The organism is Desulfopila sp. IMCC35006 (assembly GCF_005116645.1).
GTDB lineage: Bacteria > Desulfobacterota > Desulfobulbia > Desulfobulbales > Desulfocapsaceae > Desulforhopalus_A.
Genome location: NZ_SWCM01000011.1, coordinates 191,501 through 217,601, shown reverse-complemented (window position 1 = coordinate 217,601; position 26,101 = coordinate 191,501). Strand labels below are relative to the sequence as shown.

At 47.9% G+C, this 26,101-nt stretch carries 32 protein-coding genes; 21 read left to right on the top strand and 11 right to left on the bottom strand.

Going from position 1 to position 26,101, the window contains the following annotated elements:
* From FCL47_RS17995 to FCL47_RS17985, 3 genes are all read left to right on the top strand, one after another.
* On the top strand, positions 1-475 hold a 475-nt coding region (locus tag FCL47_RS17995), incomplete at its 5' end, for an HDOD domain-containing protein (protein ID WP_136814963.1).
* A 627-nt stretch (positions 476-1,102) separates the two neighbouring features.
* On the top strand, positions 1,103-1,375 hold the full coding sequence (locus tag FCL47_RS17990) for a BrnT family toxin (RefSeq protein WP_136814961.1): 273 nt from the start codon (positions 1,103-1,105) through the stop codon (positions 1,373-1,375).
* On the top strand, positions 1,335-1,637 hold the full coding sequence (locus FCL47_RS17985; RefSeq protein WP_136814960.1) for a BrnA antitoxin family protein: 303 nt from the start codon (positions 1,335-1,337) through the stop codon (positions 1,635-1,637). Before FCL47_RS17990 ends, FCL47_RS17985 begins: the two co-directional genes overlap by 41 nt.
* A 394-nt stretch (positions 1,638-2,031) precedes the next feature.
* Here FCL47_RS17985 and FCL47_RS24440 read toward each other — a convergent pair whose 3' ends face one another.
* Positions 2,032-2,253 (bottom strand): hypothetical protein, encoded by a 222-nt coding sequence (locus FCL47_RS24440; RefSeq protein WP_153306378.1) that lies wholly within the window; start codon positions 2,251-2,253, stop codon positions 2,032-2,034.
* A 515-nt stretch (positions 2,254-2,768) separates the two neighbouring features.
* On the opposite strand from FCL47_RS24440, the gene FCL47_RS17975 reads away from it, so the two are divergent.
* From FCL47_RS17975 to FCL47_RS17955, 5 genes are all read left to right on the top strand, one after another.
* Entirely contained in the window at positions 2,769-3,908 is a 1,140-nt protein-coding gene (locus FCL47_RS17975) for a Fic family protein (RefSeq protein WP_136814958.1), read from the top strand.
* 376 nt (positions 3,909-4,284) lie between these two features.
* The gene (locus tag FCL47_RS17970; protein WP_136814955.1) at positions 4,285-4,563 is read left to right on the top strand and encodes a type II toxin-antitoxin system RelE/ParE family toxin; all 279 of its coding nucleotides are present in this window, start codon (positions 4,285-4,287) and stop codon (positions 4,561-4,563) included.
* 8 nt (positions 4,564-4,571) lie between these two features.
* Positions 4,572-4,898 (top strand): HigA family addiction module antitoxin, encoded by a 327-nt coding sequence (locus tag FCL47_RS17965; protein ID WP_136814953.1) that lies wholly within the window; start codon positions 4,572-4,574, stop codon positions 4,896-4,898.
* Positions 4,899-5,229: 331 nt separating this feature from the next.
* Complete coding sequence (locus FCL47_RS17960; RefSeq protein ID WP_205747359.1) at positions 5,230-5,595, top strand: helix-turn-helix transcriptional regulator; 366 nt, start codon at positions 5,230-5,232, stop codon at positions 5,593-5,595.
* Entirely contained in the window at positions 5,588-6,019 is a 432-nt protein-coding gene (locus tag FCL47_RS17955; protein ID WP_136814951.1) for an SRPBCC domain-containing protein, read from the top strand. Before FCL47_RS17960 ends, FCL47_RS17955 begins: the two co-directional genes overlap by 8 nt.
* A gap of 301 nt (positions 6,020-6,320) precedes the next feature.
* On the opposite strand, the gene FCL47_RS24435 is transcribed toward FCL47_RS17955, so the two are convergent.
* Positions 6,321-6,479: a hypothetical protein gene (locus FCL47_RS24435; RefSeq protein WP_153306377.1), complete on the bottom strand. Its 159-nt coding sequence runs from the start codon at positions 6,477-6,479 to the stop codon at positions 6,321-6,323.
* Positions 6,480-6,709: 230 nt separating this feature from the next.
* Here FCL47_RS24435 and FCL47_RS17950 point away from each other — a divergent pair, with 230 nt between their 5' ends.
* The 11 genes from FCL47_RS17950 (at position 6,710) to FCL47_RS17900 (ending at position 13,359) form a co-directional block, all read left to right on the top strand.
* Entirely contained in the window at positions 6,710-7,972 is a 1,263-nt protein-coding gene (locus tag FCL47_RS17950; RefSeq protein WP_205747358.1) for an RNA polymerase sigma factor, read from the top strand.
* Between the two features lie 124 nt (positions 7,973-8,096).
* Complete coding sequence (locus tag FCL47_RS17945; protein WP_136814950.1) at positions 8,097-8,447, top strand: YciI family protein; 351 nt, start codon at positions 8,097-8,099, stop codon at positions 8,445-8,447.
* A gap of 12 nt (positions 8,448-8,459) precedes the next feature.
* The gene (locus tag FCL47_RS17940; RefSeq protein WP_136814948.1) at positions 8,460-8,822 is read left to right on the top strand and encodes a DUF1428 domain-containing protein; all 363 of its coding nucleotides are present in this window, start codon (positions 8,460-8,462) and stop codon (positions 8,820-8,822) included.
* Between the two features lie 51 nt (positions 8,823-8,873).
* Positions 8,874-9,248, top strand: a complete 375-nt coding sequence (locus tag FCL47_RS17935) for a hypothetical protein (RefSeq protein ID WP_136814946.1) — start codon at positions 8,874-8,876, stop codon at positions 9,246-9,248.
* Between the two features lie 131 nt (positions 9,249-9,379).
* On the top strand, positions 9,380-9,865 hold the full coding sequence (locus FCL47_RS17930; protein ID WP_136814944.1) for a VOC family protein: 486 nt from the start codon (positions 9,380-9,382) through the stop codon (positions 9,863-9,865).
* A 104-nt stretch (positions 9,866-9,969) separates the two neighbouring features.
* On the top strand, positions 9,970-10,377 hold the full coding sequence (locus FCL47_RS17925) for a VOC family protein (protein ID WP_136814942.1): 408 nt from the start codon (positions 9,970-9,972) through the stop codon (positions 10,375-10,377).
* A 123-nt stretch (positions 10,378-10,500) separates the two neighbouring features.
* Positions 10,501-11,109, top strand: a complete 609-nt coding sequence (locus FCL47_RS17920; protein WP_136814941.1) for a dihydrofolate reductase family protein — start codon at positions 10,501-10,503, stop codon at positions 11,107-11,109.
* A 77-nt stretch (positions 11,110-11,186) separates the two neighbouring features.
* The gene (locus FCL47_RS17915; RefSeq protein ID WP_167496550.1) at positions 11,187-11,792 is read left to right on the top strand and encodes a Tn3 family transposase; all 606 of its coding nucleotides are present in this window, start codon (positions 11,187-11,189) and stop codon (positions 11,790-11,792) included.
* Positions 11,793-11,875: 83 nt separating this feature from the next.
* A complete protein-coding gene (locus tag FCL47_RS25715) occupies positions 11,876-12,217 on the top strand; it encodes a YciI family protein (protein WP_136814937.1) in 342 nt (113 codons plus the stop codon).
* Between the two features lie 53 nt (positions 12,218-12,270).
* Entirely contained in the window at positions 12,271-12,501 is a 231-nt protein-coding gene (locus FCL47_RS17905; RefSeq protein ID WP_136814935.1) for a hypothetical protein, read from the top strand.
* 33 nt (positions 12,502-12,534) lie between these two features.
* Positions 12,535-13,359: a shikimate 5-dehydrogenase gene (locus FCL47_RS17900; protein WP_136814934.1), complete on the top strand. Its 825-nt coding sequence runs from the start codon at positions 12,535-12,537 to the stop codon at positions 13,357-13,359.
* Between the two features lie 229 nt (positions 13,360-13,588).
* Here the strand turns inward: FCL47_RS17900 and FCL47_RS17895 are convergent, their stop codons facing one another.
* A complete protein-coding gene (locus FCL47_RS17895; protein ID WP_136814932.1) occupies positions 13,589-15,367 on the bottom strand; it encodes a PTS fructose-like transporter subunit IIB in 1,779 nt (592 codons plus the stop codon).
* 158 nt (positions 15,368-15,525) lie between these two features.
* Positions 15,526-18,009, bottom strand: a complete 2,484-nt coding sequence (gene ptsP / locus FCL47_RS17890) for a phosphoenolpyruvate--protein phosphotransferase (protein WP_136814930.1) — start codon at positions 18,007-18,009, stop codon at positions 15,526-15,528.
* A 585-nt stretch (positions 18,010-18,594) separates the two neighbouring features.
* On the opposite strand from ptsP, the gene FCL47_RS17885 reads away from it, so the two are divergent.
* A complete protein-coding gene (locus tag FCL47_RS17885; protein WP_136814928.1) occupies positions 18,595-19,596 on the top strand; it encodes a LacI family DNA-binding transcriptional regulator in 1,002 nt (333 codons plus the stop codon).
* A gap of 265 nt (positions 19,597-19,861) precedes the next feature.
* On the opposite strand, the gene queF is transcribed toward FCL47_RS17885, so the two are convergent.
* Genes queF through FCL47_RS17865 form a run of 4 tightly spaced genes read right to left on the bottom strand, consistent with a single transcriptional unit; the run spans position 19,862 to position 22,382 of the window.
* Positions 19,862-20,680: an NADPH-dependent 7-cyano-7-deazaguanine reductase QueF gene (gene queF, locus FCL47_RS17880; protein ID WP_136814926.1), complete on the bottom strand. Its 819-nt coding sequence runs from the start codon at positions 20,678-20,680 to the stop codon at positions 19,862-19,864.
* Positions 20,681-20,695: 15 nt separating this feature from the next.
* A complete protein-coding gene (gene queC, locus FCL47_RS17875) occupies positions 20,696-21,355 on the bottom strand; it encodes a 7-cyano-7-deazaguanine synthase QueC (RefSeq protein ID WP_136814925.1) in 660 nt (219 codons plus the stop codon).
* Positions 21,356-21,358: 3 nt separating this feature from the next.
* Positions 21,359-21,985: a 7-carboxy-7-deazaguanine synthase QueE gene (locus tag FCL47_RS17870; protein ID WP_240744289.1), complete on the bottom strand. Its 627-nt coding sequence runs from the start codon at positions 21,983-21,985 to the stop codon at positions 21,359-21,361.
* Positions 21,978-22,382 carry a 6-carboxytetrahydropterin synthase gene (locus FCL47_RS17865; RefSeq protein ID WP_136814923.1) on the bottom strand — a complete coding sequence of 135 codons (405 nt, stop codon included), beginning with the start codon at positions 22,380-22,382 and terminating at the stop codon, positions 21,978-21,980. The genes FCL47_RS17870 and FCL47_RS17865 overlap by 8 nt, the downstream gene beginning before the upstream one ends.
* A 349-nt stretch (positions 22,383-22,731) precedes the next feature.
* Between FCL47_RS17865 and FCL47_RS17860 the strand changes: the two genes are divergently transcribed.
* A complete protein-coding gene (locus FCL47_RS17860; protein ID WP_136814921.1) occupies positions 22,732-22,935 on the top strand; it encodes a hypothetical protein in 204 nt (67 codons plus the stop codon).
* A 108-nt stretch (positions 22,936-23,043) separates the two neighbouring features.
* Here FCL47_RS17860 and FCL47_RS17855 read toward each other — a convergent pair whose 3' ends face one another.
* From FCL47_RS17855 to FCL47_RS17845, 3 genes are all read right to left on the bottom strand, one after another.
* The gene (locus FCL47_RS17855) at positions 23,044-23,349 is read right to left on the bottom strand and encodes a hypothetical protein (RefSeq protein WP_136814919.1); all 306 of its coding nucleotides are present in this window, start codon (positions 23,347-23,349) and stop codon (positions 23,044-23,046) included.
* A 198-nt stretch (positions 23,350-23,547) separates the two neighbouring features.
* Entirely contained in the window at positions 23,548-24,258 is a 711-nt protein-coding gene (gene btsR, locus FCL47_RS17850) for a two-component system response regulator BtsR (protein ID WP_136814917.1), read from the bottom strand.
* Positions 24,255-25,952 carry a sensor histidine kinase gene (locus FCL47_RS17845; RefSeq protein WP_205747357.1) on the bottom strand — a complete coding sequence of 566 codons (1,698 nt, stop codon included), beginning with the start codon at positions 25,950-25,952 and terminating at the stop codon, positions 24,255-24,257. Before FCL47_RS17845 ends, btsR begins: the two co-directional genes overlap by 4 nt.
* Positions 25,953-26,101: the final 149 nt, after the last annotated feature.

Here is a 26,101-nt window from a genome sequence, read left to right as displayed (position 1 = left end):
GGGATGTGCTCTCGGAGTGCAGTGGCTCTCAAAGCGATGCAAACTGGATGAATTTAAAAGCCACGCATTTTTTGCCGGACTCTTTCATGACGTGGGTAAACTGTTTGTCCTGATGGTGGCTGATCAGATGAAACAAAAGGATAAGAATCTGTCCATTACCAACGAATTAATCATGGAAGCGATGAACCTTTTGCACACAGAACAGGGATACAGCCTCATGAAGCAGTGGAATCTACCCGAAGAATACTGTGTCATTGCAAAAGACCACCACAAAATTGACTTTGACGGAAAGAATCTTCTTCTTCTGCTCGTTCGTCTCAGCAATATGGCTTGCCTCAAACTTGGTATCGGCTTGGCGATAGACCCCACTTTAGAATTGTCAGCAAACGAAGAGGCTCACCTACTCAACCTTTCTGAAATCGATCTTGCCGAACTGGAGATTTTCCTTGAAGATACTGCTATCCTGTCCGGTTGATTAGTCAAATCGCCGCTTTTAGCATTAACCCTAAATTCCCGTGTTATTGTAACGAGTAGAGACGAATGATACTGAATTGTAGTACAAATTATTTGCCCTTTTGCTTTTCTTAGTTAAATAAACTCACATATTCAGTTATATAGACAAAAGATGCGTTATTGTTTTGTCTTGGGTAATTGTCGAATACTACTCCACCTTACCTCGTTACAGCCACATGCAATGTAATGAGCTAAAAATTCAAACAATTGAAGACATTATATTAGCTATCATATATTTACCTCTATCATCTTCACATTATTTCGGGAACTCAGGATTAACGGCGCGTAAAAAAAAGTGACCTCACTGCTTTCCGCCTTAGGGTATTGTACACCTACGATCACCTCTGAACCTGAGGAAGGTTAAAAAGTAGAGCTTCTCCATGAAATTGGTTGAAAACTGAAAAGTTGCTCCATTTAACATCTTTACACTAAAACTGGTTATATTTGCTTGCCGTTCAATCGGCAGCGCTGCTGTTTGTGATTTGGTGTTATTATACCGAATCCATAGAAATTTCCTGGTGCTTCTCAAACTCCACCGTCACTTCATCAGTGATATTGGCTTTAATGTTTTTTGTTACTACAATAATCCATGGAAATAGAATTCGACCAGGACAAGCGCAATAAAACATTGCAGGAACGTGGCCTTGACTTTGCAAGAGCTGGCGAAATCTTTGCTTCGGTCACTGTCACCATTGAGTATATCCGCAGGGATTATGGCGAGACGAGATATATCTCCATCGGTCTGCTTGATCTTCGGGCGGTGGTTCTGGTCTGGCCACCGCGTGGCAAAGCCCGCCGCGTTATTTCAATGAGGTACGCAAATGACCGCGAAAAAGAAAAATATTCCAAGCATCTGGAGTGATCCAGACGACGCCCCGGAGCTGACCGACGAGGATTTTGCCCGCGGCGTATGGGCGATCGGCGAAAAAGTCGTTTCTCGTGATGCAGCACAGAAAACGATCAAAAAGGCCCTGCGTGGCCGACCACCAGGAACAGGGCAGAAGAAATCGACTACCGTCAGGTTTGACAACGACATTCTCGATGCCTTCAAATCCACTGGCAAAGGTTGGCAGAGCCGTATGAATTCCGCTCTTCGCGACTGGTTGAAGGAACATCGACCGTAATGCAACCTGAAGATTTCTTGTTGCATCCCGTCCATCGATAACGCCCGGTGACGCTCGAACTCGACCACCGACTTTTCACTCACCCAGTAAGCGTTACCAACACCTTTATACATCATGTCGTATACTTCAGTGAGGGCACATTGCTCATAAACCACATCCATAGGACGTGCACCATGAAAGTACCACAAGCAGTCGATTTTCATCTGCAGTATCACCAGGCCAATTCGAAAAAAAAAATATCATCAAGACATGTGAATTTGTCCTGCACCGGTTCACGGATCGTTTCGGCACACATGATCTCGCCAGCATATCCCAAGAGGAAGTTTTAGAGTTTCTTCTTTCTTTGACGAAAAATAACAAGCAGGCCACCAAACGGAATCGGTACTCAGTTCTTTCATCTTTCTACAACTTCATAATCAACACCGGACTCCCGGCACTTACCAATCCCTGCAACGGTTCTATCATCAGAAAGATCTTCAAACGCCCAAAGGCTATTCAATGGAATATTATCGATAAAGAGAAAGTTGATGAGATTATCTTTCGAACCACAAACACAAGAAATCGACTCATGCTGGAATTGATGGCGAGAGGCGACATGCCGCAACCTATGCATCAAGGTCTGGAACTCCCACAGAAATCATCAGCAAGGTTATTCTACGACATTCTGACCTGTCAACTACGCAGCGGTATCTTGGAAAAGTAAATGACACCGAGGCCATTCGGTGGATTGAGACGCTTCATGGATAGAAGTACATCTACGGGCGAGTAGCTTTTTCTCCCTCGTTTAAAGCAATAGTGAACTTCCCAGGTTGGAGTGCCGTTGAACTTGTGAGAGTCTTTGGATATCTTTGGGTTGCGGTTGCTCCATTTCTGAACAATTCCTCGGAATTATGCGTCTCTACCCTCTCAGGAACATCTCAACGTAGCCTCTTGATTTACCTCTTAACATTGGCAACACGAACCGTAGTCTTCGGATTCACGAAATAGTGTTGTCAAAAACGTCACGTTGTTCTCCTGAATGGAGACCATTTGCGGCGTTTAATGCCGATATTCGCCGCATTATTTACGGTTTTTGGTGGCCATTGCGGCAATTAGTCGCTATAATCACCGCATGTGATACGGAGATTATGCATGTGGATTTATGAAAAGAAAGAATGGCCAAACTTCATCTGGGACGACAAAGCCCTTGCGTCATTGCTCGTCGAGGCTCGTCACCGGCAGGGTCGCTTACTGGGCAAAATGGAGACGTTAGGTTTCCCGATCCAGCAGGAGGCTAACCTGAATATCCTCACAACTGATGTTGTGACATCGTCGGCAATAGAGGGCGAAAGACTGGATACTGATGAAGTCCGATCTTCTATTGCTCGAAGATTAGGCATTCCTTTACCAAAAGACAAGCCTGTCGGTCGCGATGTTGATGGCATTGTTGAGATGATGCTGGATGCGACGCAAAATTTCGATCAGGTTTTGACTGCGGAACGCTTGTTTGACTGGCATGCGGCTTTGTTTCCGACAGGCCGAAGCGGTATGCACCGCATTACCGTTGGTGCTTGGCGACCAGCGGAAGCGGGCCCGATGCAAGTTGTGTCTGGCCCAATAGGGCATGAAACGGTACATTATGAAGCGCCCGAAGCATCCAGGCTTGATGCGGAAATGCAGAAGTTTTTCTCATGGTTTGGAACCGAGTTGAAGCTTGACCCTGTGCTTAAAGCGGGTATTGCCCATCTATGGTTTGTCACTATTCACCCATTCGAAGATGGGAATGGGCGGATTGCACGTGCAATTGCAGACATGGCTCTGGCAAGGGCAGATGGGACGTCCAATCGCTTCTATTCTATGTCCAGACAGATTGAGCAAGAACGTAAAGCATATTACGCGCAGCTCGAGAGACAGCAAAAAGGCAGTGTGGATATTACATCTTGGCTGTCCTGGTTTTTAAATTGCTTTTTGCGCGCTGTTATTAACGCAGAAGAGACACTGTCCTCGGTTCTCTTTAAAGCGGAACTGTGGAACCGGATTAATCCTGATCCAGTGAATGAGCGACAGCGCCTAATCATTAACCGCATGCTCGACAATTTTAAGGGACACATGACCACATCGAAATATGCCAAGTTTGTCAAATGCTCATCCGACACTGCACTCAGGGATGTGCGGGAACTCGTCGCCCGCCACATTCTGATTCAAAATCCGGGCGGGGGACGAAGTACAAGTTACCGCCTAATTGCAGCAGAAGAACTGGAGCAACTTGGTGATGGGATGGCAAGAAAGTAACGCCAGAGACGATTAGAGCACGTAATGTCCATAATTTCGCTAGCTGTTTAATAGAGATTCTCTAATTACGAGAATTCCATGTTCAGGAAACAGGGACAATATAAGGTCTACGCATTTTCAACAGATTCTTTGGTAAGGTTCACTCCACAGTTGCTCCATTTCTGAACAATTCCAGGGAAGTATGCAGGTCAACATACAGGAGTTACCTTAAGCTGAAATTCCTGACTTTCCCTATGGTTGGCAACACGAACCTTGATCTTTGCAATAATGATCTGGTCGTTTTCAAACAAGCACTTTTGGTTTCAGGAAAACGATTGTCGGGGGATTACAGGTTAAATGTATTGACGCGTTACGTCACACGTAATATCATGAAATCATGATAGCATCCTTCAACTGCAAAGATACAGAGAAACTGTTTAACGATTACGGTGTCAAAAGATTTCACCAAATCGAAAGAAAGGCTCGTATCAAGTTGGAAGTTTTGAATGCCGCTGTATCGCTTGACAGCCTGCGTGTTCCTCCGGGAAATCGATTAGAAGCCCTGAAAGGAGATCGAAAGTGGCAATATTCTATACGCATCAACAATCAGTGGCGAATCTGCTTTGTATGGATTGATGGAAATGCACAGAATGTCGAGATAGTAGATTATCATTGAGGTAAAAAATGGACGAGAAATTAGCTCCCATATCCCCTGGCGAGATCCTGTTCGAAGAGTTCCTAGAGCCTATGGAGATTTCACAGGCTCAATTAGCAAGAGATCTCAATGTGCCCCCGAACCGCATAAATCAGATTGTTCGTGGAAAAAGAGAGATAACAGCTGACACTGCCTTGAGGCTTGGACAATATTTTGGAATTGAACCAGAGTTTTGGCTCAATCTTCAGCTTCGGTACAACATGAAAGTAGCACAAGACAAAGTAGGGATGCAGATAAAGAAAGAAGTCAAGCCTTATCAGGCAACTAAAGGCAGTAGTTTCCACTCCTCAGTATAACCATGCCTATAGTCTCTTTGGCAATCTTTACTTTGCAGTTACTCCATTTCTTATCAATTCTCTAGATTTAGCCTGTTCTACCCTGTCAGGAAGAAGGTTGACATTAAAATTTTTTTGTACACTTAGCCCTGCCATTAGCAACATACAGATAAAGCAATTTTTGCTGCACTGCTTTTTCGCCATTTATAACCCGAGCACATCTGCACTTGTCGAGTCTGTTGCCCTAATAATTTTTCTCCAGGAAAAAAAACATAAACTCCCCTCGTTTTTGCTTTCTCAAGATTTTTTCTATAAATAAATATTCAACCATACGGTTGACGAACAGAGATGCTTGATTATATTCAACTGTATGGTTGAATATAATAACGATAACGATCTTTCTGAAATATTGAAAGCTGTGAGCGATACAACACGTCGCTCTCTCTTAACGCAACTCTGCCAGCAAGGCACAAGTCGTGTCACGGATCTGGCGGAGAGTTATGATATGTCGCTTAATGGAATATCCAAGCACATAAAAGTGTTGGAAAAGACTGGACTAGTTGTCCGCAAAACCATCGGCAGAACCCATTGGATTGAGCCTAAAATTGAACGAGTCAGATTGGTTGAAAACTGGTTTAAAGAGCTTAAATCGATTTGGGAATTGCGTTTGGAAAAACTTGATGAAATCTTGAAAGACGGAGGTAATCAAAATGGCTGATCTCAAAGTGAATATAGAGAAGGTTATCAGTGCACCAATCGAGGTTGTATTCGATGCGTGGTTAAACCCAAAAATTTTGCCGAAGTTTATGATGGGAATGCCTGATATGCCTGAGACCGTTGTGGAAGAACTCGATGTGCATGAAGGTGGCAGTTTTACTTTTATCATGGATTGTCAAGGTGAAAAACTACCGCATTCAGGGAAGTATATAAAAATTAGTCGCCCAGACGAGCTTGTTTTTACGTGGGTGTCTCAAAACTCAGTTGTTGAAAACAGCACGGTGAAGTTACATTTCACAAGGATAGATGGAAACAAGACGAAAATTTCGCTATCTCACGTTAGGTTTATTGATGAAGAATCCCGATCAGGACACGAGGGAGGCTGGGGATGTATCTTGGATAAACTGAATGAAGTCATAGGATAAACCCATACCTGTGCATTGATCCCAGCGCTGATACAATGAATTACTCCATTGTATCAGCTACCCTACCGACTACTCGGGTTGGGATTGCCACGGTCTACCCAGCGAACTGGATGATTTGTGGCACACGCTTGCCTGATCAACGGCAATTATCTTTCTTCTTTGGTGGTGAGAGCGTATCTCATGAATAGTCTAAAGTTAGGAGGTGTACTCACCGATCGCAGATTACCAAGATACATCTCTTCCCCTGGAAAATGGAAACTTTGAAGTGTTTCGAGAATAGGGCTAAAGAATTTTCCAAACATCACCTGAAAAAGCCAACGAGATACTCCCCGTTTTTCATTATCAGCCAATTCTGCGCTGTGTTTCCGCTGGAAACGTGGAATCCCAGTTTCTCATAAAAAGATTTTGAGACATCAAGATCTTTGACAGCTAAACTTACTAAAAATACTTCCAGTGCCATAAGACTATCCAGAGATGTTATTCGTTAAAACCTTAAGGAATACTTCAGGATGAGTTGAAGAGCACTGCCCTGTAGTCGCTTGCCTCTCCCTGTGTGCGGATATACTATAACCGAGTAGCCGGATAATTTTTTTAATCTTACCACCATTGCTGTCGGTCCACTTTTCGCCAAAGACAACAACAGGGAAATTGCACCGATCAGCATCTCAACTCGCCGGAGGATCGTCACTCATGAGCGATATCCCTCTAGAAAGAGTGCATAAGACGGTTGATGATATATACCGTGGCGAATCTCGGCGGGTGCTGGCAACATTGATCCGCCTGCTAGGTGATTTCGAACTCGCCGAACAGGCTTTGCACGATGCGTTCATTGCGGCACTGCAGCAATGGCCGCGGGATGGCATTCCCGCCAAACCTCGCTCGTGGCTGATATCAACCGGCCGTTTCAGAGCCATTGATCATATACGACGACGTTCCCGCTTCAATGATTCGCTGACAACGCTTGCCGAACAGCTGGAATCTGACGTTTCTCAAGAAGAAATTCACAATGACCAAGAAATACAAGATGATATGCTGCGGCTGCTTTTTACCTGCTGCCACCCGGCACTCCCCCCGGACGGACAGGTCGCGCTGACACTCCGAGAGGTGTGCGGGCTGACGACAGAAGCTATCGCCCATGCCTTTCTCATCTCACCCACTACCATCGCCCAACGCATCGTGCGGGCAAAGGCCAAGATCCGGGACGCGAACATTCCCTACGAGGTACCGTCCAGGTACCAACTTTCGGAACGGCTGGACAGCGTCCTGCGGATAATCTATTTAGTCTTCAATGAGGGATATTTTGCATCATCCGGCGGCTCTTTGACCCGGCCAGATCTCTCGGCTGAGGCCATCCGCCTTGGCAGATTGCTGACTCAATTGGTGCCCGACCCCGAAGTACTTGGCCTGCTGGCCCTGATGGTACTCCACGAGTCGCGCCGTGCAGCACGCACCACCCGGGAAGGCGAAGTCGTCCCGCTGGAAGACCAGAACCGGCGGCTATGGAACCGGGGTCAGATCGCCGAAGGGTCAGCATTGGTTCAACAAGCCTTATCGATGGGAAGAGCCGGCCCCTATACGCTGCAGGCAGCCATCATTGCAGTCCATGCCGATGCACAGAGCGCCGATCAAACAGACTGGGAAGAGATCGTCGGCCTGTATGATGTGCTGCTGCAGGTGCAACAATCCTCCATCGTTGAACTCAACCGTGCCGTGGCGGTAGCTATGCGCGACGGTCCGGCGGCGGGTATATGCCTCATCGACACTCTCCTGCAGCAAGGTGAATTAATAGATTACCCGCTCGCACATACAGCACAGGCGGAACTGTATCGGCGACTCGGGCAGGCAGCAGCGGCCCGGGCTGGCTACGAACGAGCCCTCGGGCTCACCCAACAAGAACCCGAGCGACGCCTGCTCAAACGACGACTGGCAGAATTACCGGACAAGAAAACGTAAGAGAATCCATCCTGAAACGAGACATCTCAAAAAAAACACCCCGCCGGAGAAAATGGTGTCGATTTTCCGAGCTGCCAAACGACTATCTATTAAAAGAGCAAATAAGCACACACAGGAGGAAAAAATGAAATATCTCTGTCTGGTCTACTGCAATGAAGAAAAACTCCATAGCCTGCCCGAGAGTCCCGAAGATGCCGAATGTTTGGCCTGTGCCGAGATGCTCAGCAATGACGGATACATGCTTGGCGGAGAAGCTCTGGAACCAGTTCGGACCGCCACCACCGTACGTGTCCGCAACAGCAAGCTGTCCATCACCGACGGCCCTTTCGCCGAAACCAAGGAGCAGTTGGCCGGGTTTTACCTGATCGAGGCCAGGGACCTGAATGAGGCCATTCAGGTCGCGTCCAAAATCCCACCAGCACGGGTGGGCAGTATAGAGGTTCGTCCCGTCAGGGAATTAACACCGCACGCTTAAAGGAGAATTGTCATGGAAAAATATATAGATGGGTTTGTTATCCCGGTACCAGAAGACAAGCTCGATGAATACCGTCGCATTGCCGAAATAGCAGGTGCGATATGGAAGGAGCATGGGGCGCTCGAGTATCGGGAGTGCATCGGTGACGACCTGAATGTGAAAGACATGGTCTCCTTTCCAAGTGCAGCGAAAGCGGAACCCGGAGAGACGGTTGTCTTCGCCTGGATCGTCTACGAATCACGGGAACACCGTGATAAGGTCAACGCCGCAGTCATGAAGGACCCGCGCCTCGCCGACATGATGGAGCCGGGCTCCCAGCCTTTTGACTGTAAACGCATGGTCTATGGCGGATTTAAAACGCTCGTAGAGATATGAATCTCAGGTTTGGATAAATGCTCTAGCATCAGGAATCTTGGAGGAATGTACATGACGAAGCAAGCGACATTCACTGCTGGCCGCAACATCGCAATGAAGGTTCCGCCTCATGTATACGAGGCAACCGTTCAGTTCTATCGAGATGTGCTCAGCCTTAAAGAAATAACGAAACACGCTCCTTCTGTAGGCTTCGATTTCGGCTCAAACAACCTCTGGATAGATCGCGTTCCGGGTATCAGCCACGCTGAAATTTGGTTTGAGGTAGTCACCAATGACATTGCAGCAGCTTCAGAGCATCTCAAAGCGGCTGGCGTTGTTCGCTGTGACGAAATAGAGCCTTTGCCGCAAGGCTTTCAAGCGTTCTGGATATCAAGTCCAGCCTCAATCATTCACCTTGTTTGCAAGGACACTGAGTCATGGGCGTAAGAGTATCTAACATGCGCAAGCAGGCGAAGCAGCAAAGCTGCGCCGCTAATGCAAGGCGTTAGACAGCCAATAACCGACGCGTTGACGCCGCGCGAGGATGGCCTAACCTCAAATCTCAATAGAGTAGCAACATGAAAAAGATCGCCAAGAACACAATTTGCCTCTGGTATGACAAAGACGCCGAAAACGCTGCACGCTTTTACGCTGCGACCTTTCACGACTCTTCAGTCGATGCTGTGCATCGCGCACCGGGGGACTTTCCGTCCGGGAAGAAAGGAGATGTGTTGACGGTCCAGTTTACCGTGTTGGGTATACCGTGCCTCGGAATCAACGGTGGACCCACGTTCAAACAGACTGAAGCATTCTCGTTCCAGATTGCCACCGAAGATCAAGCCGAGACGGATCGCTATTGGAACGCCATCGTCAGCAATGGCGGCCAAGAGAGTGCCTGCGGCTGGTGCAAGGACAAATGGGGATTGTCTTGGCAGATCACGCCGCTGGCCCTGACGGAAGCGATCACCGATCCGGATCCCGCTGCCGCTAAGCGCGCGTTCGATGCGATGATGACGATGCACAAGATCGACATAGCAACGATCGAGACAGCACGCCGTGGCTGAAAAGCCGGTGCAACAACAAACAGTTGCAGCCAAAGCTGCTTCGCGGCGCGTCTAAATATGCTCGTTAGGCGTTATTACTATCAACTCACCAAAGGAAAAACATCATGAAAAGCAATCCCGTTGTCTGGTTTGAAATTTATGTAGAAAATATGGCGCGCGCCAAAGCGTTCTACGAAGCCACACTAGAAGTTAAGCTGGAATTAATGCCTGCTCCGACCGAGGAGATATCTGAAGAAAAGAATATGGAAATGTGGAGCTTTCCTATGGATAAAGATGCCGCCATGACCACACCTGGCGCAAATGGAATGCTGGTAAAAATGGATGGCTACAATCCTGGCGGTGGCGGTACATTAGTCTATTTTGGCTGTGAAGATTGTGCGGTAGTCGCCGCCCGTGCCGCCAAAAACGGTGGCAGTATATTCAGCGAAAAAATGTCTATCGGCGAATATGGGTTTATTGCACTGGTGCACGATACGGAAGGCAATACGATCGGCCTACACTCCATGCAGTAAGCTTTAAACTTCTAGCATTTGTCTATATGCCTAAACACTTCGCTCAAGTGGGACAGTCGCTATCGCGCCCGTCCCTTAGCGACAAGGCAGGCCAACATTAATTAAGCTTAATGAGTTGAAAATATGAGAAAAATTATTGTCGTATTATTTATAACCCTCGACGGCGTGATCCAAGCGCCTGGAGGCCCCGAAGAAGATACTACGGAAGGTTTCAAGTACGGCGGTTGGGTGGGTCCCTACATGGACGAATTTTCGGGCAAGGTGATGAGACAGCAGATGTCGTTAGAACGATCTGAGCTGCTTCTAGGTCGGAAGACTTACGAAATCTTCGCAGGGTACTGGCCGCACCACTCTGTTGATTGGCCCGGCATCAACGAAGTAAAAAAGTATGTTGCGTCTCACGACTCATCGCTCAAGCTTGATTGGGAGAATTCTGTGCTTCTTTCTGGCAACGTTGCCGAAAAGGTGAAGAAACTTAAAAGTGATGGCGGCCCCAACCTGCACGTTTGGGGTAGCTGCAACTTGATACAGACGCTCTTGAAGCACGATTTGGTTGATGAATTGTGGCTCAAAATTTTCCCTATAACGCTCGGCCCAGGCAAACGACTATTTGCCGAAGGTACGATTCCGGCAACTTTAAAATTAATCGACAGCACAATAACGCCACTCGGCGTTATTGTTGCTAATTACAAACGTTCCGGTGAAGTGAAGACAATGTCGCTTGGGGCTTAAATCTTTGTATCTATGCAGCGAATCAACAAACCGCCTAACAACGCCATAAAAGAGGATATCCACCATGAAAATTAATATTGAAACCACCGTTGACGCTCCTGTCGAGCAAGTCTGGAGTGCTTAAATACATCAATGATAAACTGATCAGGGAGCATTGGGATGATCTCCTGCGGCTTGTTGCGACGATCAAACTCAAGAAGACTACGGCCTTAGATATATTCCGACGATTGAATTCCTATTCAAAACAACACAGCTTATACCAAACTCTCAAGGCATTCGGTCAGATCATCAAATCATTTTTCATCTTGCGTTACATAGACGATTTAGAACTCAGGCAAGCCATCGAAAAGCAGCTTAACAAGGTAGAGCTGGCCAACAAGTTTACTCGTGCCGTGGCTGTCGGCAGCCTATATGAGTTCACCCAGGCTGAGAAAGAGGATCAGGAGATTGCTGAGTCCTGTAATCGTTTGATCAAGAATTGCATAATCTGCTGGAATTATTTGTATCTCTCACAAACGCCGGTGAAAACAAAAGATGCACAGAGCCGGGAAAACCTTATTCGATTCATTGAAACCCATTCTCCAGTTGCCTGGACACACGTCAACCTGCTTGGTAGATATGATTTCTCTGATGAAAAACTTAGAAATTCTATAGGAGTTCTTCTCCTGAGATCAGCGGCATAAAATATATGGAAAAACAACAGGCAGAAAACTGACAAAACTTAGGTAATCCAGATGCTGACAAAAATTCTTAGAGGAAGAAGATCATGGCAAAGTATCTAATCTCATTTCCCAGTGCTGCAATGAATGTACCCGACAGTGAGTGGGAGGCGGTGGGTCGAGACGCTCATGCCGTAATACGCGAGGCGAAGGAAGCGGGCTTCTACGTTTTCGGCGGTGGTATTGATGAAACAGTACCGCCCGTTCTAGTTTCGGCTAATGGCTCAGTCGCTGAGGGAGGCTACCCGTGGGCGCCTCCGCTCACTGGTGGATTCACTGTACTTGAGCTGCCTTCAAATAAGGAGGCCATCGCATGGGCCGCACGTTTCGCGAAAGCGTGTCGCTGTGATCAGGAGCTTCGAGTATTCGGGTTTGATCCAGAGTCGTGAGGTCGGAGTGTTGCTGTACATTCTGCTAGGTAAAAATTTTAAGAGATCAGATTTTGAAGGATATTGGTGAAAAGGCGAAAAGTAGCACCATACAACTTAGGACTTGGCATAAAAACGGCACATTCAAAGTGGCAACATTAATCTCAAAACTTGAACTGGAAGCTGTTCCCATCAAAAACTTCTTTCAGTTAATAAGAATGGAAGTGAGATGCGGAGCTACTATTGACGACAACTTCAATCCGTCGTTGATTTTACCCGCGGAATTCAGTTTAATTATCGTTTGACCAACTTTTATCTCGCAAGTACAATCTCTCGTTATGGAATTATACATCAATAAAGACACCCAACTCTGCATGTCTTTATCCGGTCGGCCAGGTAACACAGGGACTCGCTTCCATAACTATCTCTACCGGGAGTTGGGCCTTAATTACGTCTACAAGGCTTTTAGTACGAAAGACCTACCAGGAGTGATCACTGGTATCCGTGCACTCGGGATTCGTGGTTGCGCAGTATCCATGCCTTTCAAGGAGGACTGTATGATGCTGCTCGACGAGATTGATCCCTCGGCTGCTGACATTCAATCGGTCAACACCATCGTCAACACGGACGGCTCTTTAAAGGGTTACAATACAGATTATATCGCTGTCTATTCGCTTTTGAAGTCACACGCAATTACCCCGAAGTTGGAGTTTGCCCTGCGTGGCAGTGGTGGCATGGCCAAGGCCGTTGCCTGTGCCTTGTACAATGCGGGCTTCACCCGGGGGACGATCCTCGCACGCAATGAGAAAGCGGGGACAGCTCTGGCTGCCCATTATGGTTACAATTGGAAACCGGATTTGGCGACAGACGATACACCCGGACTTTTGATTAACGTGACACCAATCGGTATGGCGGGTGGTTCGGAGGCCGAGGTTCTTCCATTTACCGAAGCGGAGGTTCGCGTAGCCAAATGTGTTTTCGATGTTGTGGCACTTCCGCCGGAGACTCCGCTCATTCGTATCGCCCGATCCCTGGGTAAACCAGTCATCAGCGGCGCAGAAGTGATGACACTCCAGGCTGTCGAACAATTCGTGCTTTACACCGGACGGCGTCCGGAACCAGAATCGGTTGAGCGTGCCGCAAAGTTTGCTCGGCAGGCTTGAGGCCGGATTTTTTTGTGCTACATATTTTACTTTGATTACATACAGATTGGAAATACCTTAAAATCAAACTGCTGCAGGGCTCTTGCAAAGGAGTATGAAGTGGTATGAAAAAAGTGTCCATTTTTTCCATACCACTTCATACTCCTCCTAAAACAAGACTCCACATTCCTTGCCAAACGGTCATTTCTCAGCTGTATGCGTTCTTGAGAAATGCCAGTCATCAACTCACTTATACTGAGTCCGATTCCGTGAGCGGTTTTTTAAGAACGAAAAGCATTCCGGTAGCAGCTATGGTGCCAGCAGCAATCGCAATAATGTAATTCAATAAATGAGTAACTGCATTGGGAATCAGCAGAACAAATATTCCACCATGGGGAACAAGCAGATCGACGCCAGAGACCATGGAGATTGCGCCAGTAATGGCCGCTCCCACCATGATTGAGGGGATTACCCGAAACGGGTCACGGGCAGCAAAAGGGATTGCCCCCTCAGTGATAAACGATATTCCCAGTACATAGGCGGCTTTGCTGGCTTCGCGTTCGTCGGTGGTAAAACGGCTTTTGAATAGCGTTGCTGCCAAAGCCAACCCCAGTGGCGGTACCATTCCAGCAGCCATAACCGCCGCCATCGGCATATAGATTTTACTGGCAAGCAGTCCAACTGCGAAGGTGTAGGCAGCTTTATTCACAGGGCCTCCCATATCAAAGGCCATCATGGCACCGAGCAGAAGTCCGAGCATCAAGGCGCTTCCCTGTTGCATGCCTGACAGCCAGGTTTCAAGGGCTGTTAGAGCGATCTTCACTGGAGGGCCGACAAGATAGATCATGAGTAAGCCAATAACCAGGGTGGAGAGAACCGGCAGGATGAGTACCGGCTTAAGGCCCTGGAGGTTATCAGGCAGGTTGATCTTGTCATTGAGGAACTTGGTTAAATAGCCGGCCATAAAACCGGCAAGGATGCCACCTAAAAATCCTGCTCCAAGGGTTGAAGCCAACATACCGCCCACCAGACCGGGGGTGATGCCTGGCCGGTCGGCGATCGAGTAAGCAATAAAACCCGCTAATACAGGAACAAAGAGAGTAAACGCCGTCGCTCCGCCAATCTGCATCAGGGCCCAGCCAAGGCTGCCGTCTTCGTTCCCGGCATAAATACCCCCAAAAGCAAAGGCCAGGGCGATAAGTAAACCACCTGCAACAACCATCGGCAACATATAGGAAACCCCGGTCATCAGGTGCTTGTATGGACCAGTTCGGGTTGTTGAACGTGCTTTCTTCAGTTCCTTGACTTTTCCGATCAGGTCAGCCTTGTCCGGTTCCGGCAGAGCTAAAGCCGCTTCGATTACACCGACCCCGCTGTGCAATGCATCTTTGGTGGAGGTTTCATGAAGACGCTTCCCTGCAAAGCGACTGGTGTCCACATAGGCATCTGCTGCAATAATTACTGCATCCGCCTGCGCAATATCTTCGGGAGTGAGGACACTTTTGGCCCCCACCGAGCCCTGGGTTTCAACCTTAATTTCATAACCCAGCTCCCTGGCACCCTTACGGAGAGCCTCTGCAGCCATAAAGGTATGGGCAATCCCGGTGGGACAGGAAGTTATCCCTACCAGTTTTTTAACACCCACAGGAGTTGCTGCAGCTGCGGCTGACACCTTCTCTTTTGCAGGAGTTTTTTCTTTTACCTCTGCTATCTCAGCCACCTCTGCTATCTCAGCCAATGCATCTTCGATAACCGCCTTGGTTTTACGGATCGCCTCACTGGTGGTAACGGCAATCATTGGTTTACCGACAAAGCGTTTCACATCGACATGTATGTCTGAACTGATAATAACCACATCAGCTGCGATAATGTCTGCGTTTGTCAGGGCACTTTTCACTCCTTCCGCCCCTTGGGTTTCGACTTTTATTTCATGGCCCATAACCGAAGCCGTTTTTTTCAAGGCTTCAGCGGCCATTACGGTATGAGCTATGCCGGTGGGACATCCTGTAACTGCGATTATTTTTGCCATTTTGTTCTCCTTTTTTAGTGCCTTAAAGATTCTTTTCGTTCAAAAATAACAAGAAAAACAATCTGCATAAAACACCTACCCCCTCAGGGGGGGACTGGACTGCGTACCCCTTGTGGGATGTTACTCTGCGATTTGAGTAGTTTTTAATCCACCCTCGATTATGCTATGGACAGCCGTCTGACTTCAGCAGCGTTACGACAGGCCAAGGCTCGCTGGGCCATTGATTTTGCACCGGCTTGCGACAACTTCCGTAACTGAGCTTTTACTGCGGCAACGCTTGGTATACTCACACTCAGCTCTTTGACGCCCAGGCCGGTTAAAATCGCCGCACCCTGCGGATCGGCAGCTATGCCGCCACACACGCCCACCCAGATTCCCGCCTCCTCTGCTGCGGATACGGTAAGGTTAATCATGCGAAGAACCGCCGGGTGCAGGGCATCTGCTTGTCGAGCGAGCAGAGGATGGAGCCGGTCCATGGCCAGGGTGTATTGCGTCAAATCGTTAGTTCCAATGGAAAAGAAATCGACTTCAGCGGCCAATTCCCTTGCAAGCATTACAGCTGAGGGAACCTCAATCATCACCCCAAAAGGCAGTTCAGCAACACCAAGTTCCCTTCGTACTCCCTCGGCCATATCTTTGGCGGCATTGAGATCCTCCAGGGTGGAGATCATTGGAAACATGATTTTAATCGGCCCGTGCTCTGCGGCGCGGTAAATGGCACGAAGCTGGGGGCGAAAAAGCTCAGGTTTTGCCAGACAGAGACGAATACCACGTATTCCCATAAATGAGGCATCTTCGGGTGGCAGCTGTAGATAGGGCAGATTTTTGTCCCCACCAACATCCAGGGTACGAATAATGAGGGGCAGACCACCCAGGGCCTTGGTCATCTGGCTGTAGGCCTGGTATTGCTCTTCCTCTGTTGGCGCTTCAGATCGATCAAGAAAGAGAAATTCCGTTCGCATAAGCCCAACACCTTCCGCCCCGCCGTTTACGGCCTGTTCTGCTTCCGATGCAGTTGCGATATTGGCAACAACTTCCATCCGATGCCCGTCGGTCATTATGGCCGGCTCAAATCGGGTCTGATGTTCACTGTTTCGCTGGTCTGCCAACATGGCTTGAATGTTCTGCGCTGCCTTAATGTCCGATTCATGGGGGTGGATGTAGAGATTACCGGTGGTGCCGTCGAGTATTACCTCTGTACCGTTTTCCTGGTTGAGAAGAGCAGGACCAGCTCCGACGATGGCAGGAATACCCAAAGAACGGGCAATGATTGCCGTGTGGGAAGTTGGCCCTCCGGCTGTCGTACAAAAACCCAATATTTTCCGAGGATCGAGATTGACTGTATCTGATGGCATTAAGTCTTCTGCCACTAATATAACGGGAGTTTCAGCGGTGAAGGGAGTATCTTCCACCACCTCGGCCAAGTGGCGAAGCACTCTGCTGCCCACGTCGTTTATGTCTGTTGCACGACCACGCAAAACCGGATCATCCAGCTGTGCCATATCCTCGACGCGCTCCCCAATAACCTTCTGCCAGGACCAGCCGGCGCTGTGTCCTTTTTTAATAAGAGCATGTGTCTCAGCAATCATTTCTTCATCATTGAGGAACTCGATATGTGCTTTAAAGATGGCCGCCTTACCAGCTCCGGATTGTGCTTTAACTTCCCGGTGGATCTGTTCCAGCTCACTCTGGGCAGTAGCAATTGCTTCGTGCAGCAGATTTTCTTCAATGGCTGGATACTTTGCGGTGGAGGCCACCACAATTTTGCTTTTCTTAAAGTGCCAGAGCGGACCAATGGCCAAGCCCGATGAGGCGCTCAATCCCTGGATAGTAATGGTTGGCTCCGAAGGAGACCAACCATGGTCGGCTGCATCCAGTTGTACTTCGTCGGCTGCTTCCGTTTCATCTTCAAGACCGGCAAGAACCGCAGCTTCTATAGCTTTCAGGGCCTCGTCCTCATCTTCTCCACTTACCATGATACGAAGCGAAGCATTTTCACCGGCGCCAAGTTTTAAGAGCGAAACAAGACTCTTGCCGTCGGCGACGCTCTCTTTATGGCGAACATGGACGGATGCCTTGAACTGCTTGGCCAACTCGACAAAGGCAGTTGCCGGCCGGGCATGCAGGCCATGGGCTCCTTGTATTTTCACTTCGACAGATTTTTCAAAATCCTGAAGAGTCGGACCTCTCTCGGCAGGCGGCTGAGAACCCTCTCTCCTACCGCTCAAACAGGAATAAATATCTTCGGCATCATCCGTTGACGAGAGTTTCTGGATGAGCTTTTCATTATCTAAGATATGGGTCAGGTTGGTCAGAATTTCGATATGTTCATCAGAGCGTGCGGCAATCCCCACTATCAGGAAGACAATCTCACCTGGATTCCACTCCACCCCGGCAGGGATCTGCATAACAGCAATACCGGTACGGATAATGGACTCGCGATCCTTGGGCAGCCCATGAGGGATTGCAATTCCATTGCCCAGAAAGGTATTGGCCACCTTCTCTCTATTCAGCATGCTTTCGATGTAGGCAGGCTTTATATTGCCACTTTCCACCAGCATTTCACCCACCTTGCGAATGGCTTCGATTTTATCCCCCGCCTCGACATGCAATTGAACGTTATTGCTTTCCAGCTTCATCATGATTGGCCTCCTTTAGTCAATAACTTCGGATGAACATTATCTCGTGCATACTGTAATCGTTTACATAATAAATTGTCAATTGTTTTTGCTGTTAATCAAGCCACACAGGAGTATTTCGCCGAATAAACAATACTATATATCTGTATTTAAATGATATATTTTTTTAACGTGCTTTTTGACGACAAGGATTATTTTTAACAAACTCCGGCTTCACCACATATAAAAGTAATCGTTTACATATCGCTGTAGTCATTATAGCAGATAATACCAAAAATCAAGAAATATAGCACAGATTCCTGCGGAAACAAATGTGTGTCCCTGTTTGCGCAGACAGTCATTCTCGACATGAATTTAATGTTATTGCTACAGTATCTAACAGTCCATAATTCTGTGAAATATCTGGTCGCAAACTGAGGTTCGCCCAGAAATAAGAAAATTATAGCATCCCCATACGAGCCGACAAGGCACCACAATTAAACTCCGAGACCGACGCCGAAAAGAATAAATATTTGACTACACTCAGGTAAACGTTTACATTGCAACCGTAAGATCAAAATCCAACCCAAAAAAGAGAGTGATATTTAGATGGTTAAAATTAAAGACGTTGCTGAAGCAGCCGGTGTATCAACTGCTACTGTGTCACGGGTCTTAGCGAACAAGCCCCACGTAAGGCCCGAAGTTCAAAAGCACGTAATGGAAATAGTTAAAAAACTGAATTATCGGCCAAATCGTGTTGCGCAAAACCTGAGATCAAATACATCAAAAATCATAGCCTTAGTCGTGTCTGATATAGAAAACCCGTTTTTTCAACGGGTCAGTCGGGCTGTTGACGATGCAGCCTACGAGCAGGGTTATATTGTGATGCTCTGTAATACAGATGAGAATTCGACAAAAGAAGAGTCATGCCTGAACCTTCTCCGGGACGAAAATGTTGCCGGGGTCATTTTATCTCCGACCCAGCGAACTATCGAAAAATTTTCAGAAATATCAGCTCTTGACATGCCCACGGTTATAATTGACCGACATGCAAAAAATCTGGATGTCGACAATGTCCTCATTGATAATGTGCAATCAGCCTATGCCATTACAAGCCACCTGATCGGGCACGGTTACCAACGAATAGGAGGCGTTTTCGGTGGAGACAGCATCACTGGCAGCCAGCGGCACGAAGGTTTTATTCAAGCCTTGAAAGCTCACAACATTAAGCCTGCTGCCGAACTGATAAAATACGCCAACCCCAGAGAAGAAGATGGTTTTAATACGACCCTGAAATTGCTGGAGATGCCGGACCGGCCGGACGCCATCCTTACCAGCAACAGTCTGTTGGCCGCAGGCGTGCTGCTGGCGATTCGTGAAAAAAAACTGAAAATACCAGGTGATATCGCTTTCGCCAGCTTTGACGATACTACCTGTGCACAGTTGCTTGAACCGGCAATTACAGTTATTGAGCAACCCACATATGAGATTGGTCGTACTGCCACGGAGCTTCTCATCAAGAGAATTCAGGACCCGACGCGTTCAAATCGTGAGGTTGTTCTTAAAACAAAACTCATTATTCGTCAGTCTTGTGGTTGTCAAAAATCATAACCATATGATAATCATCAGTCTGCATACCTACATCTAATCTGACATTGTTCTCGATATTTCTTGACTATTCTCCAGGTATAATATCGAGAAAAAGGTGGTGAAATGGCAACGTCAAAGTCGCCCCATTGCCAAATTCCAAGAAAAAAGATCGCCTCACTTTCCTCATCGGCGGCGTGAGTTTCTCCGCGTCCGTCATTAATACGTCAGAAAAGAGTACACGAACAAATGAAGGAGTGTTTTCTGATTCTGGAAATCCGAGCTCGAGCTACTGCCTGGCACATCTGATATTATTACCTGCAGCACAATCATTGGGCGTTGACCGGAAAGGATTTATATCTATCCCGCCCCGCCGGGTAAAGCGTGCGTAGACCGAAAGCTTTTCAGGCATGCAACGTTCCATCAGGTCCACAAAGATTTCTTCCACACAATTTTCATGAAAACCTGTGTGCTCCCGCAACGAAATGACATAGCGCAAAAGTCCGCTTCGCTGAATCTGTCTTCCGGTATAATTGATAATCAGTGTTGCCCAGTCGGGCTGGCCGGTGACTGGGCAGTTTGTCCGTAGGAGATTGGAATACAGTTGTTCTTCCACCCGGTGGGATCCATGAAAAAGAAAGTCGGGATTGCGGGTATAGCTGTCGGTGTTGAGATCCAGGTCGTCAATACAGAACCCTTCCGGCTCAACAAAGCGTTGTCGGCGGAAATCGTCAGGCAGCAGCAAAGAAACTGTGACAGCCCCCCGGGAAACTTTTTCCAGGTCTTGCTGCATTACCTCCACGACCTTATCCGGCGAGGTAAAGTGCGTTAGATTGAAGGAGTTGCAATAGAGTTTAAGCGATTTGGACTCAATAATGTTGAGGGAATCGAGCGAAAAACGAATCTCAGCCATGGCGACCCGCGGTTTTCCCCCGGTTTCCAGCCATGATATCTCGTAGGCGTTCCAGATGTCGACACCGGTAAAAGGAAGTCTGTCTTTAATACCGATTTTTTCTCGATTGAGTCTTCTCGCCACAGGAAAAAGAAGTTCCGGATTGTATGTGGAAATATAGGTTACTTCTTTTCCCAAGGGGATATTTTTGTCCATAGCCTTCCCCGGTGATCAGTTGCGGTAAACGGTGGGGTCCATTCCCTGGTTTTTTCTGAGGGCGTATTTTCGCTCATTACAGGCGCCACATGTGCCGCAGTGTATATCTTCTCCTTTATAACATGTCCAGGTGGCCAGGAAATCGACGTCCAACCTCCGGCCCAGATCGCCGATATCCCTTTTGTCCAGCATGGAATAGGGGAACTCGATAACTACTTTTGCATCTGTGCCGAGTTTTACCGCCTCGGCAAAGGCCAGGTTGAACTCCGGCCGGCAATCGGGATAGATAAAATGATCCCCAGCGTGGGAACCGAGGAGAACTTTCGCGGCACCGATGGACTCTGCGTATCCGGCGGCAATTGAGAGCATAATCCCGTTTCGGAAAGGAACCACCGTGCTTTTCATCGTCGGTTCATCATAGGCACCATTGGGGATGTCCTCCCCGGATGCAAGAAGAGTCGAGGAAAAGAGTGCATTGATAAATGGCAGGTGAATAATTTTATGATCCACCCCAAGCCTTGCACAGGTTGACTTTGCCAGCGGCAGTTCACACCCGTTATGTTTTGACCCGTAATCAAAACTCACCGCCGCAACTTTTGGGTATCGGCTGATACTATCGATAAGCAGCACCGTGGAGTCCAGTCCACCGGAGAGAACGACAAGACAGTCAAACATTTTTCAAACTCCATTTTTATTGTCAAAGGCGAGGATGTGGAGCCGGGGGGAGAAGGTAAAGCCTCGCTCTACACAGTAGCGCCAGATGGTCTCAAAGTTTTTCAACTGGGCCTCCCGGGTAGCCCCCTGAGGCATTATCCACACCTTTTCGGCCGGGATTTTCCATGCCGCCACAAAATCGTCAACCATCTGAAAGTCATTTTCAACGACAAATTTGAAGGCGTCAACTACCGAACAGTTTGTACCGGCAAAATGCCACATGGCATCAAGGTACTTGGGAGAACAGACGATGAACCCCTTGGACTGTTCTGGCAGACTTACTTTGCCGCTGGTTTCATATTGAACAAAACAGCCTTTGTCCACCAGGGTTTCCTCCAGACATTGCAATCCCGTTGACCATTGGAGAAACGGTTCGCCGCCGGTGATAACGACAAAATTACAGCCATGGCCAATAATCTGCTCAACCAGATCATCCACTTCCATCATTGTACCCGGCTGCCAGGCAAAAGCAGTATCGCACCAGGGGCACAACGGGGGAAGACAGCGGCTTAACCTGACAAAAACAGCAGGTTTTCCGGCAAACGGCCCCTCCCCCTGCAAGGAAGAGAACAGCTCTGTCACCTCAAGCATTGGCGGTTACCGTTGCCCAGGATGTCGGTGTCTCATAGAGGACGACCGCACAGAGGGCAATCTTTTGCGACTCAAGTCTTTTGTCAAGAATCGTAAAGATATGCCCGGCCATAATCTCGGCGGTCGGCGGGGTAATCTGGTATTCAGGCAACTCGTTGAGCATGGTGTGATCATATCTGTCGATCACAAGTTCGCGGACGATGTCTTTCAGCTGTGAAAAATGGATGATCATACCACTTTCATCGATGGATCCGGAAACGGTGATACGCAGAAGATAGGTATGGCCATGGATTTTGCAGCATTTGCCGAAAATCTTCTGGTTTTGTTCTGGTGAAAGGTCTTTTCGATAAAGCCTGTGGGCTGCATCAAAGGTAAATTCTTTGGTAATGGAAATCATAACCACCTGCATCGTAAAAGTGAGGGATAATTTATAAGGCGGGATGCCACTCGTCCGCCAATCGCCATACTCCTCTACACAAAGAATGGCAAATAAACAACAATAATTTCTGCAACAGTTGTTTCTCTGCCACAGGGAATACACTGTTTCACCAGTACATCGGCTTACCTGTTTGGTGAAAATCTTGCTTTTACAGATAGGATGACTTAGCTTTTACTGGGTGTAAAAAACTTTTTCCTGTGAAAAACTTCCTTTTTCTTACTTTCAGATACCTTCAATCTGTGCTGAATATCGCGTGGTGAGTATTCCGCACAGCCACCCAAACAACCAGCTACCAAGGAGGATGGAAATGGATTTCGATCACACTTATGCGGATTATCTCAGTGATAAAGAGGTCAAGGCCATCACTGAACTGGAACAAAAAATTGGCAAAAGACTCCTGGCCTACTACACTCCACCGGCCGCATCCAATCTGGATGAAGCAACACTGGCCGAAATTCAACAGCTGGAGAAAAAGCTTTGCGTCAGGCTTGTCGCCTACGAAACACATTAATATTTCAATGCCTGGCCCCCCTCTCGAATTCGGTGCTGAAAATTCGTGAGGGGGTACATCTCAATGATGTTTTAAACATATTCAGAAGTTGATCCTGGCACTTTTATGCTATTCCATCATCTTCTTGCCAGTCTTCACTGGAGTGTTCATTTGCTCTTTTTTATGCTTTTTCATGGCATCTGCCTGCTGCTGTTTCATACCGCTTTTCATCTCCTTATCCATGTCCGAATCCATCGTCGTTTCCATCTTTTTCGTGGTCATTTTCATGGGAGCATCATCATTCATCATCGGTGCCAGGACCTTGTCGTTTTGCCCGCCGGTCATGGAGCTGTTAGCTGCAAAAGTAGTTCCCTGAAGAAAAAAGAAAACCATGCCAAAAGTCATAACCAACGATACCAATTTTGCCATTTTCATTGCCCTTCCTCCGCAAAATTTTGCTTTTCTTGATCAAGAGGCCAATTCCTCTTCCCTGCAACAGTAGCTACTCGATGTAAAGGGCGAATAAAGGCAATGTCAAGATTTGGTAAAGACGAAGAATAACGGGGTGAGAAGGGTCTGGGAAAAAAATGTGCTCCACCGAGGAAATCGGAAACCTCGCAGCGGAGAAAGGTATCAGATAAACAGTTTTTTCTTGATGAGCTTCAGATAGCGCCTGCTTACCGGAATTTCCTGACCTATGCGGGTGACTATCCTGCCAAGGCCACCATCAAGGAGAATAATTTCTTTGATATAATCCATATTTATCAGGAACTGTTTATGACAGCGCAGGAGTCGACTTCTTTCTTCCAGAACCTTGAGAGTCACTTCGGTGAAATATTCGCCATCCATCGTTGTTACATGAACGCCGGCGACAGTGGTCGTAATGTACACAACCTCACTCAGACAAACCAATCGTATCCGGTTGCCGAGAATACAGGGGATACGGCCAATCTCCTCCGTTTCATAGACGGGTCTTCTGTTTTCGACAATTGTCTGCTGTAACTTGGCAACGGTCCTTTTCAACCTTTCACCATCCACAGGTTTCAGCAGATAGTCGAGGGTCTTTTCTTCAAAGGCTTTGAGGGAGTACTGGTCGTAGGCGGTGACAAAGACGACATGGGGCATGATCTCCCGGTTGACCATATTGAGCATTTCAAAGCCGTTGATGACCGGCATCTGGATGTCCAGAAACAGCACCTCGGGGCGAAGCTTGTTGACCAGCTTCAGACCATCGATACCGTTGCCGCAGGAGCCGACCACCTCAACAGCACCGGTTTCAGCCAGCAGTGTGGCTATTTCTGTCCGGGCATGGATCTCGTCATCGACAATCAGCGCACGAATCATGTTTCTTTACATCCTCCCTCCGGCACCGTTATGGAGATTATGGTTTTTACCTGCGGGATACAGTATATCTCCAGGCCGTGCTTCTCGCCGCAAAGATTTTTAATCCGTTTTTCGACTATACTCATCCCCACCCCTTTCCGGCTGCTTTGCGCAAAATTGCCGGCGTTGTCCTCGACACTGATACGGACCAGACCTGATTCTCGACCAACCGACAGGCGAATCACTCCCTGCCCCAGCATATTGGAGATACCGTGCTTGATGGCGTTTTCGACGATCGGCTGCAGGGTAAAAACCGGCAAATTCAGAGCGAGCAGTTCGGAATCGATATCCATCTCCAGCTGTAAACGGTCCTCAAATCTGGCTTTTTCAATGACCAGATAGGAATGGACATGATTAAGCTCCTCTTCAAGCGTCGCAAGACTTCTGGTATGCTTGAGATTTTTACGAAAAAAATTAGCAAGATGCAAGAGCAGATCTCTGGCCCGGTCACTGTCCTTACGGGTAATGGCAATAATGGTGTTAAGCGCGTTGAATAAAAAATGCGGACTTATCTGCGCCTGGGCAATCTTCAACTCTGCCGTGGTGACAAGCGTTTTCTGCTCAATATAGCGGGCGTAGAGAATCTGATCGGAAAGCAGCTTGGTAATGCCTTCGCCTAATGTTTTATTGGTTACCAGAAAAAGTTTATTTTGCGGTTCGAAGAGATTGATGGTCCCGATCAACTCATTATCAACACGCAGAGGTACACAGAGCACGGAACCGAGCGGGCATTCTCTGGAGAGGTTGCAGCGCCATTTCTTCTCACCGCCGTCAGCGTAGACAATCCGGTTTTCACTGATAGCTTTTCTGGTCTGGGACGAACTGATTTTCTGGCCAACCACGTGATGGTCACTCCCCTCGCCGACGAAGGCCAGGACCTTCTCCCGATCGGTAATTCCCACCGCCCCGACGCCGGTCTGCTCCCGAATAACCAGGGCGACTTCCCGTGCAGTTGTCATATTAAAGCCAAGGCTGAGAATCGACACGGTCTTTTCCGCCATCTTCAGCGCCTTGGCAGAGAAAAACACGCTCAAGTCGTCATACATTTTTCGCTGATCACGGATAATACTGACAAAGATGGCCGCTCCGGTACTGTTGGCCAGGATCATGGGCAGGGCAATTATCCGGACCAGTGCCAGGGCCTGATCAAACGGTTTCGACAACAACAGGATAATGATCATCTGGACTATCTCGGCTACCAGGGTGGTAAAAAAGGCAACCGCGGGACTGAGCAGTCGGTGTTGCTGATAATGGCGCACCAGATAAACATGCACCAGACCGCCCATAATACCTTCCACCGTGGTCGAGATACCGCAGGAGGCGGCAGTGAATCCACCGAGAAAAAAGCGATGCAGGCCTGCGGTAAGCCCCACTGCACCACCAAGAAACGGCCCGCCTATAATTCCGGCCAGGGTGGCACCGATTGCCCGGGTGTTGGCTATAGCGTCATTTATCGGTAAACCGAAGTAGGTACCGAGAATGGAAAAAGACGAAAAAATGAAGTAGAGCAGCAGTTGCGTCCGGGGATGCAGGGTGTGCAGATGAAAGGAACGAAAAAAAGGCGACTTGGTAAAGAGATAGGCGATAACCAGAAAAACCGACATCTGCTGCAACAGGGCAAAAACATTATGCAGCGAAAATGTCAGCAGATCCATACAATACCCGATTATTACAACGCATTACATAATATCAGACCCCGGCCCGCCAAGTTTACAAAATGACGGCACGAAATCCATGGGATCCAGAACGCCTCATTTCAGGATGGCTCAGTAAATATTTCACATAAGATCTCCCCGCTCGGGTG

What these genes read in the sequence shown, in the direction of transcription:
- FCL47_RS17990 (WP_136814961.1), top strand. Translation starts at nt 1,103, where the DNA reads ATGGAAATAGAATTCGACCAGGACAAGCGCAATAAAACATTGCAGGAA.
- FCL47_RS17985 (WP_136814960.1), top strand. Translation starts at nt 1,335, where the DNA reads ATGACCGCGAAAAAGAAAAATATTCCAAGCATCTGGAGTGATCCAGAC.
- FCL47_RS17975 (WP_136814958.1), top strand. Translation starts at nt 2,769, where the DNA reads ATGTGGATTTATGAAAAGAAAGAATGGCCAAACTTCATCTGGGACGAC.
- FCL47_RS17970 (WP_136814955.1), top strand. Translation starts at nt 4,285, where the DNA reads ATGATAGCATCCTTCAACTGCAAAGATACAGAGAAACTGTTTAACGAT.
- FCL47_RS17965 (WP_136814953.1), top strand. Translation starts at nt 4,572, where the DNA reads ATGGACGAGAAATTAGCTCCCATATCCCCTGGCGAGATCCTGTTCGAA.
- FCL47_RS17955 (WP_136814951.1), top strand. Translation starts at nt 5,588, where the DNA reads ATGGCTGATCTCAAAGTGAATATAGAGAAGGTTATCAGTGCACCAATC.
- FCL47_RS24435 (WP_153306377.1), bottom strand. Translation starts at nt 6,479, where the DNA reads ATGGCACTGGAAGTATTTTTAGTAAGTTTAGCTGTCAAAGATCTTGAT.
- FCL47_RS17950 (WP_205747358.1), top strand. Translation starts at nt 6,710, where the DNA reads ATGAGCGATATCCCTCTAGAAAGAGTGCATAAGACGGTTGATGATATA.
- FCL47_RS17945 (WP_136814950.1), top strand. Translation starts at nt 8,097, where the DNA reads ATGAAATATCTCTGTCTGGTCTACTGCAATGAAGAAAAACTCCATAGC.
- FCL47_RS17940 (WP_136814948.1), top strand. Translation starts at nt 8,460, where the DNA reads ATGGAAAAATATATAGATGGGTTTGTTATCCCGGTACCAGAAGACAAG.
- FCL47_RS17935 (WP_136814946.1), top strand. Translation starts at nt 8,874, where the DNA reads ATGACGAAGCAAGCGACATTCACTGCTGGCCGCAACATCGCAATGAAG.
- FCL47_RS17930 (WP_136814944.1), top strand. Translation starts at nt 9,380, where the DNA reads ATGAAAAAGATCGCCAAGAACACAATTTGCCTCTGGTATGACAAAGAC.
- FCL47_RS17925 (WP_136814942.1), top strand. Translation starts at nt 9,970, where the DNA reads ATGAAAAGCAATCCCGTTGTCTGGTTTGAAATTTATGTAGAAAATATG.
- FCL47_RS17920 (WP_136814941.1), top strand. Translation starts at nt 10,501, where the DNA reads ATGAGAAAAATTATTGTCGTATTATTTATAACCCTCGACGGCGTGATC.
- FCL47_RS25715 (WP_136814937.1), top strand. Translation starts at nt 11,876, where the DNA reads ATGGCAAAGTATCTAATCTCATTTCCCAGTGCTGCAATGAATGTACCC.
- FCL47_RS17900 (WP_136814934.1), top strand. Translation starts at nt 12,535, where the DNA reads ATGGAATTATACATCAATAAAGACACCCAACTCTGCATGTCTTTATCC.
- FCL47_RS17895 (WP_136814932.1), bottom strand. Translation starts at nt 15,367, where the DNA reads ATGGCAAAAATAATCGCAGTTACAGGATGTCCCACCGGCATAGCTCAT.
- ptsP (WP_136814930.1), bottom strand. Translation starts at nt 18,009, where the DNA reads ATGATGAAGCTGGAAAGCAATAACGTTCAATTGCATGTCGAGGCGGGG.
- FCL47_RS17885 (WP_136814928.1), top strand. Translation starts at nt 18,595, where the DNA reads ATGGTTAAAATTAAAGACGTTGCTGAAGCAGCCGGTGTATCAACTGCT.
- queF (WP_136814926.1), bottom strand. Translation starts at nt 20,680, where the DNA reads ATGGACAAAAATATCCCCTTGGGAAAAGAAGTAACCTATATTTCCACA.
- queC (WP_136814925.1), bottom strand. Translation starts at nt 21,355, where the DNA reads ATGTTTGACTGTCTTGTCGTTCTCTCCGGTGGACTGGACTCCACGGTG.
- FCL47_RS17870 (WP_240744289.1), bottom strand. Translation starts at nt 21,985, where the DNA reads ATGCTTGAGGTGACAGAGCTGTTCTCTTCCTTGCAGGGGGAGGGGCCG.
- FCL47_RS17865 (WP_136814923.1), bottom strand. Translation starts at nt 22,382, where the DNA reads ATGATTTCCATTACCAAAGAATTTACCTTTGATGCAGCCCACAGGCTT.
- FCL47_RS17860 (WP_136814921.1), top strand. Translation starts at nt 22,732, where the DNA reads ATGGATTTCGATCACACTTATGCGGATTATCTCAGTGATAAAGAGGTC.
- FCL47_RS17855 (WP_136814919.1), bottom strand. Translation starts at nt 23,349, where the DNA reads ATGAAAATGGCAAAATTGGTATCGTTGGTTATGACTTTTGGCATGGTT.
- btsR (WP_136814917.1), bottom strand. Translation starts at nt 24,258, where the DNA reads ATGATTCGTGCGCTGATTGTCGATGACGAGATCCATGCCCGGACAGAA.
- FCL47_RS17845 (WP_205747357.1), bottom strand. Translation starts at nt 25,952, where the DNA reads ATGGATCTGCTGACATTTTCGCTGCATAATGTTTTTGCCCTGTTGCAG.